General features: G+C 68.1%; 13 protein-coding genes. 10 read left to right on the top strand and 3 right to left on the bottom strand.

Annotated features, from left to right (window positions below; all coding sequences use genetic code 11):
* From FRW57_RS07385 to FRW57_RS07350, 5 genes are all read left to right on the top strand, one after another.
* On the top strand, positions 1 to 1,396 hold a 1,396-nt coding region (locus FRW57_RS07385), incomplete at its 5' end, for an ATP-binding protein (RefSeq protein WP_152185689.1).
* A gap of 10 nt (positions 1,397 to 1,406) precedes the next feature.
* Positions 1,407 to 2,987, top strand: a complete 1,581-nt coding sequence (locus FRW57_RS23070) for a peptidoglycan DD-metalloendopeptidase family protein (protein WP_162529297.1) — start codon at positions 1,407 to 1,409, stop codon at positions 2,985 to 2,987.
* A 199-nt stretch (positions 2,988 to 3,186) separates the two neighbouring features.
* A complete protein-coding gene (locus FRW57_RS23065) occupies positions 3,187 to 3,612 on the top strand; it encodes a hypothetical protein (protein WP_162529296.1) in 426 nt (141 codons plus the stop codon).
* On the top strand, positions 3,609 to 5,066 hold the full coding sequence (locus FRW57_RS07355; protein WP_152185685.1) for a type IV secretory system conjugative DNA transfer family protein: 1,458 nt from the start codon (positions 3,609 to 3,611) through the stop codon (positions 5,064 to 5,066). Before FRW57_RS23065 ends, FRW57_RS07355 begins: the two co-directional genes overlap by 4 nt.
* Complete coding sequence (locus FRW57_RS07350; RefSeq protein ID WP_203230245.1) at positions 5,063 to 5,695, top strand: hypothetical protein; 633 nt, start codon at positions 5,063 to 5,065, stop codon at positions 5,693 to 5,695. Before FRW57_RS07355 ends, FRW57_RS07350 begins: the two co-directional genes overlap by 4 nt.
* Positions 5,696 to 5,804: 109 nt before the next feature.
* Here the strand turns inward: FRW57_RS07350 and FRW57_RS07345 are convergent, their stop codons facing one another.
* A complete protein-coding gene (locus tag FRW57_RS07345; protein WP_152185684.1) occupies positions 5,805 to 6,254 on the bottom strand; it encodes a hypothetical protein in 450 nt (149 codons plus the stop codon).
* A 295-nt stretch (positions 6,255 to 6,549) separates the two neighbouring features.
* Complete coding sequence (locus FRW57_RS07340) at positions 6,550 to 7,521, bottom strand: DNA-methyltransferase (protein WP_152185683.1); 972 nt, start codon at positions 7,519 to 7,521, stop codon at positions 6,550 to 6,552.
* Between the two features lie 244 nt (positions 7,522 to 7,765).
* On the opposite strand from FRW57_RS07340, the gene FRW57_RS07335 reads away from it, so the two are divergent.
* The 5 genes from FRW57_RS07335 to FRW57_RS07315 are packed head-to-tail and all read left to right on the top strand — an operon-like array spanning position 7,766 to position 13,074.
* On the top strand, positions 7,766 to 8,389 hold the full coding sequence (locus FRW57_RS07335; protein WP_152185682.1) for a hypothetical protein: 624 nt from the start codon (positions 7,766 to 7,768) through the stop codon (positions 8,387 to 8,389).
* The gene (locus FRW57_RS07330; RefSeq protein ID WP_152185681.1) at positions 8,389 to 10,527 is read left to right on the top strand and encodes a DEAD/DEAH box helicase family protein; all 2,139 of its coding nucleotides are present in this window, start codon (positions 8,389 to 8,391) and stop codon (positions 10,525 to 10,527) included. Before FRW57_RS07335 ends, FRW57_RS07330 begins: the two co-directional genes overlap by 1 nt.
* A complete protein-coding gene (locus tag FRW57_RS07325; protein WP_152185680.1) occupies positions 10,527 to 10,739 on the top strand; it encodes a hypothetical protein in 213 nt (70 codons plus the stop codon). Before FRW57_RS07330 ends, FRW57_RS07325 begins: the two co-directional genes overlap by 1 nt.
* Positions 10,739 to 12,679, top strand: coding sequence for an AAA family ATPase (locus FRW57_RS07320; protein WP_152185679.1), 1,941 nt, complete (start codon positions 10,739 to 10,741; stop codon positions 12,677 to 12,679). The genes FRW57_RS07325 and FRW57_RS07320 overlap by 1 nt, the downstream gene beginning before the upstream one ends.
* Positions 12,679 to 13,074, top strand: a complete 396-nt coding sequence (locus FRW57_RS07315; protein ID WP_152185678.1) for a hypothetical protein — start codon at positions 12,679 to 12,681, stop codon at positions 13,072 to 13,074. Before FRW57_RS07320 ends, FRW57_RS07315 begins: the two co-directional genes overlap by 1 nt.
* A 533-nt stretch (positions 13,075 to 13,607) precedes the next feature.
* Here FRW57_RS07315 and FRW57_RS07310 read toward each other — a convergent pair.
* Positions 13,608 to 15,772: toprim domain-containing protein (locus FRW57_RS07310; RefSeq protein WP_152185677.1), on the bottom strand; the 2,165-nt coding region annotated here is incomplete at its 5' end.

Below are 15,772 nucleotides of genomic sequence, written 5' to 3'. Positions count from 1 at the left end.
CCACGCTGCCCGGCGCGGCACCCGACGGCGTGGCCGCGGCTGGGCGCCCGCGTCCGCGCCCGTCTCCACGTGGCGGATGACCAGTGACCAGGCGCCGGCCCTGTGGCCGTTCGTGGCCACGCCGGGGCTTCCTCCCACAGGAGCGCAGATGGGCATCGACCAGCTGTCCGGCGGGTCCTTCTTCGCCGACCCGCTCGGCTGGGTCCTGGCCGATCAGGTCCCGGTCACCAACCCGAACATCTTCTCCTTCGGCAAGCCCGGACGCGGCAAGTCGGGCACCACCAAGGCGTTCTGCCTGCGGATGATGGACTTCGGCTACCGCACCCTGATCTGCGGCGACCCCAAGGACGAGTACGAGCCCCTGTGCCGTGCCCTCGGGGTCGAGCCGTTCGCCATCGGCGTCGGCCTGCCCGCCCGCATCAACCCCCTGGCGTTCGGGCCGCTCGGACAAGGCTGGTCGGAGCTGGCCGCCGCGGAGGCGCAGCGGCGGGCGGCCGTGGTGTTCGGGCGCTGGCTGACCCTGGTCCGCGGCCTGGTCGGGTCGCAACGGATCGGCCAGGACCGGGTCCCGTTCGGCCCCACCGACGAGGTGGTGGTCACCAACGCACTGCGCCAGCTGACCGGCTACGCCCACGGGCACACGCAGCTGGCCGAGACCACCATCCCGGCACTGTGGCACCTACTGGACAACCCCACCGACCAGCTGGTGGCCCAGTGCCGGTACGGATCGGCGCGGCAGTTCTTCGACGAGACCAGACTGCTGCGCGATGCCCTGGGCCAGCTGGTCTCCGGCGCGCTGGCCGGCCTGTTCGATGACCACACCACCATCAAGGTGGACTGGGGTGCCCCGATCCAGTCGTTGAGTCTGTCGCGGCTGGACCCCCTGGGCGATGACGCGGTCGGGATCGCGTTGACCTGCCTCAATTCCTGGAGCCGGGGGATGCGCGAGATGGCCCGGCCGGGCGACCTTCGGATCGTGGTGCGCGACGAGAGCTGGAAGCAGCTGAGGCTGGGCACCGAGGCGGTCAAGTCGTTCGACGCCGACCTGCGTCTGTCGCGCTTCGGCGGCGACATCCAGTTCGCCGTCGCCCACAAGCCCTCCGACCTGCTCGGGGTCGGTGACGCCGGGTCCCAGGCCGTGGCCATCGCCAAGGACCTGCTGCACCTGGCGGACATCAAGATCCTGCTCGGCCAGGACGCCGCCGTCGGCGACGAGCTCGAGCGACTGCTCGGGCTCGGACCGATCGCCCGCAACCTGGTGACCGGCTGGGGCATGGGCGGCAAGGGCCGCGCCCTCTGGTGCGTCGGCGACCAGCCCTACAAGGTGCAGACCGTGCTGCACCCCCTCGAGGCCCAACTCGCCTACACCAACCAGAACATCGAAGCCGCAGGTTAGAAGTTCGGTCGTGAAGAAGGTCGCCATCCTCGGGCTGCTGGTCGCGCCACTGCTGATGGTGCCGCTGGCTGCCGTGCTGCTGCTCGCCACGATTGCGACACCGGCCATCGGGGAGGAGCTGAAAACCCTCGCCTGCCAAAGCCCCACCGTCGCCACCGGCACGTGGCGTCCACCCACGAGGCAGAAGTACACGATCACCAGCGGCTTTGGTCACCGAGCCTCGCCAGGGGGCATCGGCTCGACCTACCACGAAGGTGTCGACCTGGCCATGCTCCCGGTCCCCGGCCCGGTGCTGGCCGCGTCGGCCGGCACCGTCAAAACCGCCGGGCCGCGCGGCGGTCTTGGTAACGCCGTGGTCCTGGACCACGGCTCGGGGATCGAGACCACCTACGGTCACCTGGCGCGCATCGACGCGGCGATCACGCCCGGCGCGAGAGTCGCGATGGGGCAGCGGCTTGGGGTGGAAGGCTCGACCGGGACCTCGACCGGTGCGCACCTGCACTTCGGTGTCTCCGTCGACGGCACGAACATCGACCCGGTGGGGTTCATGGCCAAACACGGGGCGCCGCTGGCGGGTAGGGCCGTCGCCCCGCCACCCAGGCTGGACACCTCCTTCACGCAGTGGCTCCCCGCTGATGGGGAGGGAGGGATCGGATTCCCGCTACCCGCGCCCGGCCGGTCGCGGCAGAACTCCCGACACAACCCGGCGCTGCCGATCCCCGCGCCGGTCAAGGGCTACTACGTCAAGGCCGCTCACCGGTACAAGATCCCGTGGACGCTGCTGGCCGGAATCGGCATGGAGGAGACCGGTCACGGGCGCAACAACCACACCTCCAGCGCCGGAGCCCAGGGTCTGATGCAGTTCATGCCCGCGACCTGGGCCGGCTACGGCGTGGACGGCGACGGCGACGGCCGCGCGGACATCCACAACGACGCCGACTCGGCGATGAGCGCCGCGAACTATCTGACCGTCGCCGGAGCGACCAAAGGCCCGGAAGGGGTCAGGCGGGCGCTCTTCGCCTACAACCACGCCCAGTGGTACGTCGGCGACGTGCTCTGGTACGCCCAGGCGTACGGGGGCGGCACCGTCGCCGGCGACCCCACCGGCTGCGGACCCGGCACCGGGGCTGGCAACCCCGACCTGCCGCCCCTTGCCGACGGCCGCGTGAAAACCGTGCTGTCCTGGGCACACTCCCAGCTCGGCAAGCCCTACCGACTCGGCTCGAACGGACCCGACACCTGGGACTGCTCCTCGTTCACGCAGGCAGCCTTCCGGCAGATCGGCGTCACCACGCCGCGCACCGCCCAAAGCCAACGCGACTGGCTGGCCGCGGGCAACGGACACCGGGTCCGACCCGACCAGGCCCGGCCCGGTGACCTGATCTTCTACGACTCCTACCTCGGCCCCAACGTGGCCGGCCACGTCGAGATCGTCGACGACCCCACCCGCCACCAGGCGATCGGCGCGCAGAACCCACGCGTCGGCGTGACCACCACCGACTACACCCACGCCCGAGACAGCAAGCACCTGTTCGAGATCTGGCGCGTCGGCAACATCTCCGACACCCCCACCAAGGCCGGCGCGCCGTGATCAGGACGACACGCCGACACGGGCGCAGCAACACGATGCGAGAAGCGGTGTGCGTGGTGAGTGAACCTCTGGCCGTCGACCGGAAGCACGAGTGCTTCGACCATCAGAATCCTCGAGGGTGATCACCAGGGTGAGCCCGCCCGCCTTGGGGTGAGAGACGAAGGAGGCGACGATGCCACGCTCCTGCCAAAAAGAGGCCATGCCATGGACCTGGGAGATCCCGGCCCTGATCCTGCTGGCCGTCCTGCTCGTCCTGGTGCCGGGCGTGCACCTGGGCCGTGCGGCCGCGAACCTGCTGGCCGGAGCTGGCTGGACCTGGCCGGCCCGCGACGACCTGTTCGCCAGCCTCCCCGCACTGTTGCGCGGCGACGCCGGGGCTGGTCTCCACGGAGTCTCCGAGACGGCCGGCGCGCACCTGCTGTGGTGGAGCCTCGCCGTCACCGAGGCGGTGCTGCTCGCCGTGACGGTGTGGGCACTCGTGGTGTGCCTGCGCCGCTGGGGGCCCTACCGTCCCCAGGGCATGGCCAGCCGGGCCGAAGCCGAAGCCCTGCTCGGCCGCACCCGGCTGCGGAAGGTCGCGCCCGTGGTCCGCCCAGACCTGTACGGCAGGAGGAGCAAGGCATGAGAGCCCTTCAGAGGATCGACCCGCACCAGGTCGGCTGGTGCCTGGGCGCCGCGCACGAGCCCCGCGGCGGGCAGATGTGGGTGCCGTGGGACCGCACCGCCGGCGTGATCGGACCGCAAGGATCCGGCAAGACCCTCGATCTGCTGATTCCCGCCCTGCTGGGCGCCCCCGGCGCGGCGATGGTCACCCTCACCAAGCTCGACGACCTGCTGCTCACCCTCAGCGCCCGGTCACGCGACGACCGGCCCTGCGTCGTGCTGGACCCGTTCGGGCTCGCCGAGGGGATGGACGAGTTGATCTTCGACCCGATCGCCGGGTGTGTGGACCCGATGGTCGCCGAACGCCGCGCCAAAGCCTTCACCGCCGGCACCGTCAAGGGAGCGGTCCACGGCGGCCACGGCGACGACGCGGCCCGGTTCTACGCCGCCGAAGCGGCGAAGGTCATCCAAAGCTACTTCCACGCCGCCGCGCTCACCGGCCGCTCGCTCGAGGACGTGCTGCGCTGGGTCGCCAGCCCGATGGCCACGACCGACCCCACCGAAATCCTGCGCGAACACCCCCACGCCGCACCCTTCTGGCACGGACTGCTCCACGGCGCCCTCCACGGCGATGACCGCACCGCAGGCAACACCATCACCACCGTGCAGCAGGCGATGTCGCTGTTCTTCCAAGCAGACATCCGCCGCCGCTGTACCCCCGACCGGAGACGGCCGGCCACCGACGTCGACGACGTCATCCGCCGCGGCGGCACCATCTACATGCTCGGACGCGACGACCCCTACGCCTCCGCCTCCCCGCTGATGACCGCGGCCGCCGAGTTCGTCCTGGACACCGCCCTGGCCGCCGGCCAGGCCTCTGCCCACGGCCGGCTATGCCCGCCGTTCCTCGCCTGCCTCGACGAGCTGCCCTCCACCGCGCCGCTGCCCACCCTGCGGACCAGGATGGCCAACGAACGCGCCCTCGGGATCTCCTTCATCTACGCCACCCAGACCTGGCGACAGCTCGCCGCGCTCTACGGCGAACAAGAAGCACGTGCGCTGTTCGGGCTCACCAACGTGATGGTCATGTTCGGCGGCTCCAAAGACGTCGCCTTCAACCAGGAGATCTCCGACCTCGCCGGCACCGTCCGGGTCTTCCGCACCAGCTGGCAGACCGGCCAGTCCGCCGGCCGAACCACCTCCGGCGAGGACATCCCGGTCCTGCGGCCCGAAGAGATCCGCCAACTCAAGGAACGACACGCGCTGGTCGTCGCCGAGAACGGCAAACCCATCATCGCCCGCCTCAACCGCTGCATCGACGGCAACCCGGGCGCGCGCCTCAAGGCCGACCAGGACGAGGTCCGGGAACGACTCTCCGAAGCACGACGCCAAAGTGTCACCCCAGAAGCCCGCACCACCGCTGCACTCGTGGAAGCCAAACGACGGGGCCTCATCCATGACCGGAGCCACCAGTGACCGCCAATGTGGAGGCCGGACGCCAGGAGGAAATGGCCCGGCCCTTCCCCACCGGCGGGAACCTGATCAGGCTCGCCTACCGCGAACTGGCCATCGCCGCCAACGGCGACCAGGAACAAGTCCGCGCCCTCGGAGACATCACCCAGCTCCCGCGGCCCTGGGACCCACCCACCTGCACCCGACCCGATCTGCGAGAACAGGTGTGGGCCTGGTTGGACGACGTCGTCTGTTGGCTCAACCACGAATACACCTGGGACATCACCGGCACCATCCCCGCCTGCTGGCCACGACACCCCCACCTCGTCCACGAGATCGCCGTCATCGCCGACCAACGCCGCCGCGCGGGGCTCGCGCTCACCAGCAACCTCATGGAGGAATGGCACCGCTACGCCCTACCCGCCTTCACCGACCGAATGCGCAGCCGCACCAAAGACCACTGCGAAGAAGGCCACCAACGCTGGCCCGGCAAGAGCCGCTACACCCGGCACACCAGCGAGGGCTCGGCCTCCGACCGCAGCCGAACCTACCGGACAGATGTGGAGACGATCATCACTCGGAACACCATTCCGTCAGTGCGGCCACGCCTGGCATCCGTGAACCTCGACACGGGCGAAGTCACCGAGGAGTAGCCACTGCTGCGCGGCAGTAGACGCCACCGTGCTCCTCAAGGAGCGTGGCGGTACCTTGGGCCGACGATGACCGATCGCCGAGCACCGGCAGGGCAAGGGGGCGCCGAGCTCAAGTCCCGGCCAAGCCCGGCAGTGCCCAACGATGGAAAGCAAGACGAAACCCGTGCCGGCCGGTGCTCGCGGCCGGCGGCGGCCGTGACAAGGCCCTCGAACGCCCGGGTCGAGCCCTGGCCGCCAGAGTGGGAGGGCAGGCGTCGTTCCCCTGCCAGGTCGCCTCCGGCGAACTGATCTCCGGCACACCACCGGTCATCTTCACCTCCAGGTGCTCCACCGCCGCGCGCCCGACCGCGGCCTTCCCTGCCCAGTCCCGGGTGACGCGGTCGATCTCTTCCGTGATCGCCGGGATCCACGCGATCGCCTCGCCGGCCGTCGTCCAGACCGTGACGGCACCCTCTCCTCGGCTTGTCGCTGCGCCTGCCACAGCAGCGAGGTCTTCCCCGATCCCTCTGGGCGCGTGGTCGAGGCGAGTCCTGCCGACCAGGCGCTGCAGCTCGGTCATGTAGGACAGTCGCTCACCGATCTCGACGAGCTGCAGTCACCGCCGGGCACGCCCTTGGCGACTTGTCCCGGGGTCGGCTGGACCGTCGCTGCCTCCCAACCAATGCCGACCGATTCGTTTCATGCGAAGCGAACCGGTTCGTATAGCCTTCGCCCAACCCAGGATTCCTCCCCAAGAGCTCCACAGCGAGCACGGCAGATGAATCGGGGGCGGGTCAACCCCACGCGCCCGCCGCTGGGATCCCTCGAAGAAGTAGCGGACCGCATCCTTCGTCGACGCCCTCGCAGGGAGTTGGTTAGAGAATTAGGGACTTGCCCCGGGCGATTCTTGTCACTGCACGCTTGATCGCTGGTGGTTCTTGGTCACTGATGAACCGCACTACCGACTGCGCGGCGTAGTCCCGGTCGAGCTCGAACGACAGCCAGCGCCGGCCGTGGTCCTCGGCCGCCCGACCGCTGGTGTTCGAGCCACTGAAGAAGTCGACTACGAGGTCGTCGGGGTCGGTGGTCATCTCGATGAAGAAGCCCGGCAGCTTGAGCGGGAACCGTGCTGGGTGGCCGGGTAGGCCGAGCGTCTTGCACGCCCGAAGGTAGGTGTCGTTGGACTGGCTGTTGGGGATGGTCAGGAGATTCGAGGGCAGCGCACCGCCATTGTCGCGACCGAAGGCGCTACCGATGTGGTGTTGTGACGGTCGCCCTTTGGGCTTGTAGTAGCGAGCGGGGTCTTGCAGCAGTCGCCGCATCGACGGTGAGTACGGCACGCGTACCCGACCGACGTCAGCCTTCGGCGCCTCGGTCTTGGAGAGCCACCACACCGTGTTGACAGCGTCCTTGGCGCGGATCTTGCGCTTGTTCACCCACTCGATGGGCGACGGTAGCTTCGACGGGTTGTACCAGTAGAACTCTTCCGCGAGGTAGTAGCCGAGGTCGTCGACGAAGGCCAAAAGCGCCCGGTACTGGTGGAGCGAACGCACTGGCAGCCCGCGCTGATAAGCCCCGCCGATGTCAATGACCAGGCTGCCGCTCGGCTTGAGTGCGTCGCGCGCGAGCTTGACGAAGTCGGTCAGCCAGGCGACGTACCGCTCCTGGTCTTCGTTGCCGTAGGCCTTCTTGCGCAACAACGGAAAGGGAGGGCTCGTGATGAACAGGTCGACGCTGTCGGCCGGCATCTGGGCGAGCAGTTCCAGGCTGTCGCCGCTGAGCTGGGAGCCGAGTGGTGTGGTGTAGCACAGACGGCCCGAACGCAACTGCTCAAGCAGGTCCGGCATGGGCGTCCTCCACGATCCTCATCCCAGTCACTCTACCGGGCCGCGCGCGGACGGCGGCACACCCGGCCGGCAACGCCCCTCTTGACCGCATCGACCAAGATCAGCCCGGAGCACGCGAACGACACGAGCCAGCATGGGAACAGCGTGCCGGGCGCCCGACGGGGCCTGATGAGAGACTCTGACATAACGGGGAGCCGGCGATCGAGCGTCGGCCTCAATTCTCGTGTCAGAAGGGACGGAAGTGGTGACGGCGGTGCCACCGGATTGGGTCACGCTGCCCGACGAGGTGTTCCGAGATCGGTACCGTCCCGCACACCGGCTGACCCGGGGCTATCTTCATCGGGTGTTGTTGCGCGCCCTGGGGCCGGCGGTCGAGCGACTTCCGTCCGACGAGGACTTGGACTGCCAGGCCTTGGTCGTCGACCTGGCCCCGCCACTACCGCCCAGACTGCGCTTTTACGTGTACGAGGCCACGCAACACGCATCGGAGCGCCAGCGAGGTACCTTCAAGGTCCAGCTCACTAAGGGAGTCGCCGGACCTTGCACAAGCGGAAGGCGGCTGCACTTTGACCGTGCCGGAAATATCCGGCCGATCCTGACCGGCTACCACCCGGACTGGCACCTGTTCATTCTGTGGGATGCCGACCTGCACGACCTCGGCGGTGGCTTTGCGTACTCCAAGAACGTCCAGGCGCCGCCTGACGTCGTCTGGGGCGCTATCGCCCACGGGCTGGCGCACGGCGATCGGCGACTAAAGAATCCCGCGGTGACAGAGACAATCGTGGCCGCTCGGCCTCGTCGCCTTGCCGAGGCCCTGGGGCTGCGTATCCGGTTGAGCAACCGGACGCTGTGCGCGGGGGTCTTGTGATGCTCAGAGGCCTGGGGAACCTGCGCACGGAATACACCAGCGACGTCGATGACATCGCCCGCGATTTCTACAACCGGTGCCTTCGCGAATCCTCGGCGTACGACCGGATCACCGGCTTCTTCAGTTCCACAATCTTCCACCTGACTCACCCAGCGCTCGGCACCTTCATCGGTGAGAACGGCGGCACGATGCGGCTGCTGTGCTCCCCGCGGCTGAGCGACTCCGACGCCGACAGCCTGCTGTTCGGTTACGCGGCCCGAGGCGACGCCGACCTGGTCGAGGCGCTGCGCGCCGAGCTGGCCCACCTGCTCGCCTCCAAGCACGCGGCCACCGCCCGCTTGCTGGCCGCACTCATCGCAGCGGAACGGCTCGAAGTCAGGTTGGCGCGTGTGACACCCACCGCCACGATGTCCAACAAGCGCATGTTCCACGACAAGGTGGGTCTATTCACCGACGACGCCGGTGACGTCGTCGGCTTCCGCGGCTCCCTCAACGAGAGCTACCTCGGACTATCCGTCGAGGGCAACGTGGAGTCGGTGGACGTGTGGCCGTCATGGGAAGGCGGCCGTGACGCCGAACGGGTCCGCAACGCCGTCGCCCGCTTCGACCGGCTCTGGACCGGCCAGGTGCCGGGCGTAACGGTCGCGTCACTACCCGGCGAGATCCGGCGGGAGCTGGATCGCGTCGCCGAAGACGCCGACCTGGCGGCCCTGCTGCGCGACCTGGCCGACGGGGAAGCGAGACTCTCGCCGGCGGCGCGGCCCACGGTCGGCGGTATCGAGTTGCGCCGCCATCAGCTCAACGCAGTCCAGGAGTGGCAGGCCCACGACCAGCGTGGGCTGCTGGCGCACGCCACTGGTGCCGGCAAGACGATCACCGGCCTGTACTGCGCCAAACTCGCCCTGCAGACCGGGCTGACCCCCGTCATCCTCGTGCCGTCCCAGTTGCTCTTGGACCAGTGGACCGGGCAGTTACGCGAATTGCTCGGCGCCCGGGTTGTGCCCGCCGGTGGGGGCCACGACCGGTGGAGTCGAGGCGGCTTGCTGCGCGCCGCCGTCGAGTCATCTCGACCCGAACGGCCCTACGCGGTCGTCGCCGTCCTCAACAGCGCGGCAAGCCCCTCCTTCCGAGCCCAGTTGCGCCCGGTCACCCCCCAGACCTTCGTCATCGCGGACGAGGCGCACCGGCTTGGCAGTCCCCAGTTCCGCACGATCCTGGAGTGGCTCGATGCACCGTGGCGGCTGGGTCTGAGCGCCACCCCCGAACGGGCCCACGACCTGGACGGCACCCGAGCCATCACCGACTACTTCGGCGGCATCATCCACCGGTACACCCTCAAGGACGCCCTCGACGACGGCGTCCTCGCCCCGTACGTCTACCAGCCATCCTGGGTCGGGCTTACCGACGAAGAACAAGAACGCTGGGAGCGGTTGACCACCGAGATCCGCCGCCGATCCGCGATTGCGCAAGCCCCCGGAGCCACCCCGCACAGCCAAGACCATCTGCGCTACAAGCTGATCGAACGATCCCGCATCGCCAAGGGCGCCGCCCGTAAGATCCCGAAAGCGGCTGAGCTGATCGTCGACCAGTGGCGCCCGGAGGACGGGCAGAAGTGGCTGGTTTACTGCGACAATCAGAACCAGCTGGCGCTCGTGCGCCAAGCTCTCGACGCCCGCGGGATCCGATCTTGGGAATACCACCGACAGATGGACGGTGACCCGCTCACCACACTCAAACTGTTCAACGTCGCCGGTGGAATCGTGGTGGCCATCAAATGCCTCGACGAGGGCGTCGACATCCCGGCCGCCACTCACGCGCTCATCCTGGCTAGCTCTCGCAATCCCCGAGAGTTCATACAACGCCGCGGACGTGTCCTACGGCGTGCCCCGCACAAGACCATCGCCACGGTCTTGGACGTCCTAGTGCTGCCGGACTCGCTCGACCGAGGCGACCCTACGTGGCCCCTAGCCGTCGGTGAGCTGGCCCGGGCACTAGAGTTCGCGACCTGGAGTATCGGCAGGGACGCCGCCTCACGACTGGAGGACAAATGGGTGTCGATGGGTCTATCGCTGTCGGACATCGACGACCTGCGGCCGGCCGGTGTGGAAGTCGACGACGATGACGAAGGACACCCCTGATGCCTGAAACGGGAACCGAGCTGGCCGATCTCGTCGCGACCGTCGAGGAGCTCCGCGCGCGAGACTACCCCGACCTCGACCCTGACCTCGTCGGCGACATCTTGGTCGCGCACCAGCAATTCGCCGAGGACCGAGCCGAGGCCCGCAAGCGGACCGAGCAACTCATCAACCGATGGGTCTCCGCGCAACCCGCGCCTGAAGGGACCGATTGATGCTCTCACTGCTCCGCCTGACCATCCAGGACTTCGGCCCCTACCGGGGACTACAAGAGATGACATTCCCCCGCGACCACGGCGTATACATCGTGTACGGCCCGAACGGCCGTGGCAAGACAACCCTGCACAACGCGTTCCGCTACGCCCTCTACGGTCAGATACTCGGCCGCCACCACACCGAGCACGCCCGAGAACTCGCGAACTCCGAAGCCCGCAAACAAGCCGGCTACGGCTCCTTCGAGACCACTCTCGACTTCGAACACGACGGCGACCAGTACCGGCTCGTCCGGCGATACGACGAAACCGAACAGCCCCACGAGCTGATGCTCTTGGAGCGCAACGGCATGCCGATGTCACAAGACGACGCCGAGAAGGCCCTCCAGGCCGTCGCGCCGCGCTCAGTGAGCCAGTTCTTCCTCTTCGACGGCGAACTGCTGCGCCAGTACGAGAACCTGCTCGAACCCGACAGCGAAGAAGGAGTAGCCCTCGAACAAGCCATCGAACGAGTCCTGGGCATCCCCATCGTCGGCAACGCCGAAGCCGACGTCACCGAGGTGTGGCACCAAGCCGAAAAGCAAGTCGCCGAGCAGTACGCCGCCCACGACGCCACCAGGCGCATGGGCCTGTCACTCAACGAGGCACAAGACGTCCGCCAACGCATGCAGGACGCGCACGACCAACTCGCGCAGCGGATCGACACCGCCAAGGAACGCGTCGCCGAACTCGAGGCCATGCTGCGTGAACAGCACAAAGCTGAACGCCTACTCGGCAGCCTCGACCAGCTCCGGACCCAAGAATCCGATCTCAAACTGCGCGAGCAGACAGCCGCCACCGCGCTAAACGAACTGATGCCCGAACTTTGGAAGGCCGTGTTGTCGCAGTCGGCCACGGGTCGGTTGACCGCGATCGACGCCGAGGTGCAGGCAGCCGAGGCCGACCTGCGCGGCGCCGCCGCGGCAGCACGTGACTTGACGCACCTGCATCACCAGCCCGACTGCCCGGTCTGTCACCGGGACCTACCCAACGATCTCCGGAAGGAACTTGTCATCAGCCTGGAGACGGCGGCGTCGGGGTCCCACCACGAAGCCATGCAGGAACGGCTGGCCCACGCACGACACAAGCAGGCCACCCTGCAACGCTTGACACGACAAGACGCCCGTCTCGTGACCGAACGTGACCGGGCTCTGCGTTCCTTGCGGCTCGAGCGTCAAGGAGTCAAGGAAGAGATCGCCAGCATCGAACGGCAGCTCTCTGAGATCGGTGAAGACAAAGTGCGCAGCCTGACCAACGAACGCGACGAGCGGCAGGCCCAGATTCTTCGCGACAAGGAGCGCCTGGAGCACAGTTCGATCGAACTGCGCGGGCAGGAAGTCGATATCGAGGCACTCAAACTCCAGCTAAGCAAGCAGTCGGTGCGGCCCGATCACACCGTCGAACTCAAGGATCAGGTGAGCCAAGAGCTCAAGGGCCTGTTCGGTGGCGCCATCGACGCCTACCGGGCCAAGCTGCGCCGCCGCGTCGAAGAACACGCCTCAGCCATCTTCCGCGAGCTCACGGACGAGCCCGACTACGTCGGCCTGCGCATCACCGATCGTTACGGCCTCGAGATCATCGACACCGACGGCGAGACAGTCAGGCGTTCCGCCGGCTACGAGCACCTAGTCGCGCTCTCCCTGATCGCCGCGCTGCAAGACAGCGCGGCCGTGCGTGGACCCGTCGTCATGGACTACCCCTTCGGCCGCCTTGACACTCACAACACTGCGCGCGTGGTGGCAGCCCTGCCACGCATGGCCCGGCAAGTCATCCTGCTGTCCTTCGACGGTGAGTTCGATCGGCAAGCCGCGCTGCGCGCGCTCGGCAGCAACCTGATCGCCGAGTTCGAGCTGGAACGGGTCACATCCAAGCACACCCGCATCCTGCCCCGAAGGACCATCTGATGGCCGATCTCAAGAATATCGCTTTGACCATCGAAGCTGCACAAACAGCCACGGACCTCAAAAGCCGGCTTGGCGTCACCGAACAGATGGACCTCATCCGCCTCGGCTTCGCCTACGCCGTCGCCCACGAACTCGACTTGAACCGTGACAGCGCCTTCGGAACCCGAGGTGGCAGCAACTACGACACTGGCGGGCTAGATCAAGACAGCCTCATGGCAGAAACGGTACGCATCTACTACCCACAGCCTGAAGTCCTGGCGGAGCCCTACCGCGCCGTTGAGACACTTATGAACAAAGGCCTACGGCTACTGGGCGAACACTGGCAGCAAGGAATCGTCGGCAGCGTCGGCGATCTCGTCCCCACCGCCCTCGTGGCGGAGCACCAGCACTCCTGACGCTCGCTGCGCCAGGTGCGCTCCAGGCAATCGATCCACCCTGGATGGCCAAGCCTCTGCTCGCCACGCCAACCGGTATCCGTCCCCAACCACCGCTGATTGTGACTCACAATTCGCCCGACCCCTACGTGTCCACCCTGCGCCGTCACCCGCTGGTGCCGGGGCCTTCCCGATTGGCAACGCGATTGGGCTGAAGTAGCGTGATACGCCTTTAAGGACGAACTCGGCTCTCGGCCCGCAGGGCCGCCGCCCCGGCTGAACCCGGTCCGCCCCGACACCATCACCCGCGTTCTGACCGAACGCCGGCACCGGCGCCGGCGGTGGGCCTGCAGCCAGCGAGACGCGCGGGTCACGATTACAATAGGGCCGTCCAAGACGGCACGATACGACAGCAAGCGGAGTCCTTGGTTGAGACCACTTCTTGGTCGAAATTCGACTCTGGACCGCTGGACCCGCGTGCACCTTCCGACATGCTAGTCACACTCGCATCACAGGAACCTCAGGCCGCGTGCGCCATGCCTGATGAGCAAACCTCATCGTCGTGGGGCACTGCGTCGATCCGTGGCGATCGGCGCTACCCGTCGCTGCTGGGTGGCACCGAAAGATCCGGGCATCGGTGGCGTCGACGTCACATCGCCGGCAGTGACGTCGAAAGCGGCGACGAGTCGGTATCGCAGGTCCTGAGCCGGTGCGCTGTCGAGCTGCCGGTCAGCCACGAGCTGCCGGGAGAGGCTGGCCACGTCGTGACCGTCCTGCCGGGCCCGCTCCATGATGATGGCCAGCGCGGGCCAGTCGGGCGCGGCGAGAAGTCGTGAGTCGAGGTCGCGCGCAAGGGGAGCCCAGCGTTCGTGTGCGGGTAGTTGGTCCGCCTGTCGCATGCGGGTCCGCACGTCGCTGACCTTGTCCAGCTGAGCTGTGGCGGTCTTGGCGGGGTCGGTGTTCCATGCCCGGGCGGCGGGCAGCAGGTCCTGGTCTGCGATCGCAGTGCTGATCCGGAGCCTAGAGGCGACTGTGGCGGCATCGGTAGGCCAGAACTGTGAGGGTCGGGCGGCGATGACACGAGCGGCTTCGACGCGGGCCCTGTCTGGGTGGAGGTTGGTGAGGTGCTCCTCGATCAGGGAGTTGGCCAGCGGGGTAGAGCGGCTGAGAGCGTCGCGCAGTGCCGCAGGCCCGCGGAGCGTGAGCATGTCGGCGGGGTCCTGCCCCTCGGGCCAGTTCGCGTGTCCGGGGTCGAGGCCGTGTTGGGCGAGCAGCCAGTAGTCGCGTACGGCGGCGACCTGTCCGGGTAGGTCGGCGTCGGTGGCGACCACGATCCACGGGTCGTACTCGGCATGTGCATGGTCGGTGGGCGACGTATCGGTGGTGCGGCCGTCGTGGAGGGTGGCGAGCTGTCCGGCTTGTTCCTGGGTCAGGGAGGTGCCCAGCGGCGCGACCCCGACGCGTTGTCCGTTGGTCGCGAGGGTGACGGCGATGGCGTCCATGGGGCCTTCGACCAGGACCGGTCGAGCGCTGGTCGCGAGGAGGTCGGGTCCGGCGGCATAGAGCTGGGCTCCCTTGTGGAACAGCACGGTCTGGGGTGTGTTGAGGTACTTCGGGCCGGCGCTGTCGTGGTCGGTTTGGTCGGGGTGGCGGCGTCCGACGAAGCCGAGCACCTGGTCGTGGTGGACGATCGGCAGGACGACGCGGTCGCGGAACCGGTCGATGAGGCGGCCGGTGCGCGCGGTCGTGGCCACGCCGGCGGCCAGCATCTCTTCGTCGCTGACGCCGCGGCGCCGCAGGTGACCCACCAGGGTGGTCCAGCCCTGCGGCGCGAAGCCGGGACGGAAGCGGGGGTCGCCGGCGAGGTCGGTGCCGAATCGGGTGGTGAGGTGGTCGGCTGCCCATGAGCCGGGCAGGCAGGCCTCGTAGAACGACAGGGTCATCTCGTTGATGCCCGCGATCTGTTCGGGTGCGACCGGGCTGAGGTCCATCTCGGCGGCCCTGTCGAGCATCTGCTCCAGCTCGGCGTCGGAGGGCTCGAGCGGGCCCATCGTGTCGCGGACCAGCGCCGCCCGTTGGAGCTGCAGGTCGAGGGAATCGTGATCGTCCGCGTCGAGCCTGGCCGGCCCGCCGAGAGAGTCCTGCGGATCCTCCGGATGCTTTTCCATCCCGTCGCGAGCTGGGAGAGTGGTGGGTCCGGGCTCCTCGGTTAGTGTCTCGGGGGAGTCGGGCGAGACCTCGAGCTCGTCCCACATGTCCGGGGTGGCGGCGTCCGGGTCGGCGTAGTCGTACTCGTCCGGGACGGGGCTCAGGAGAAGGGAGACCCGCCAGGTGAGGGCTTGGCAGGTGTCGTCGCCGGGGTCCAGGTGGATGCCCTGGCCAAGCAGGCCTTCGAGGGTCCAGCCACGGGCGAGGGCTTGGTCGACGGCGGTGACCAGGCTGGGCCAGGACGGGCTGGCTTGCACCTGTTCGGCGCGTTGTTCACCCAGGAGCTGGGGAAGCTGTGGGGTCCAGGCGGTGGCGATGGCATGGTCGTGGTGGACCTGTTCGGCGGCAGCGGGTGACAGGCTCGCGTTGATCCGCCACCAGAGTGCGGCCGCGGCGTGGTCGTCGGGTGGTGGCCCGGCTGCGGCGGCGCGGCGTAGGACGGCGGGAGCGTCGACGCCAGACCGGGCCATCGCGGCCAGGCGTTCGGCCAGGGCTGGCGCGAAGGGGTCGC

Origin of the sequence: Segeticoccus rhizosphaerae, assembly GCF_009192725.1 — a bacterium.
Classification (GTDB): Bacteria; Actinomycetota; Actinomycetes; order Actinomycetales; family Dermatophilaceae; genus Segeticoccus; species Segeticoccus rhizosphaerae.
Note: the sequence above shows the minus strand (reverse complement) of the source record. Positions and strands in the feature narration are given on the sequence as shown.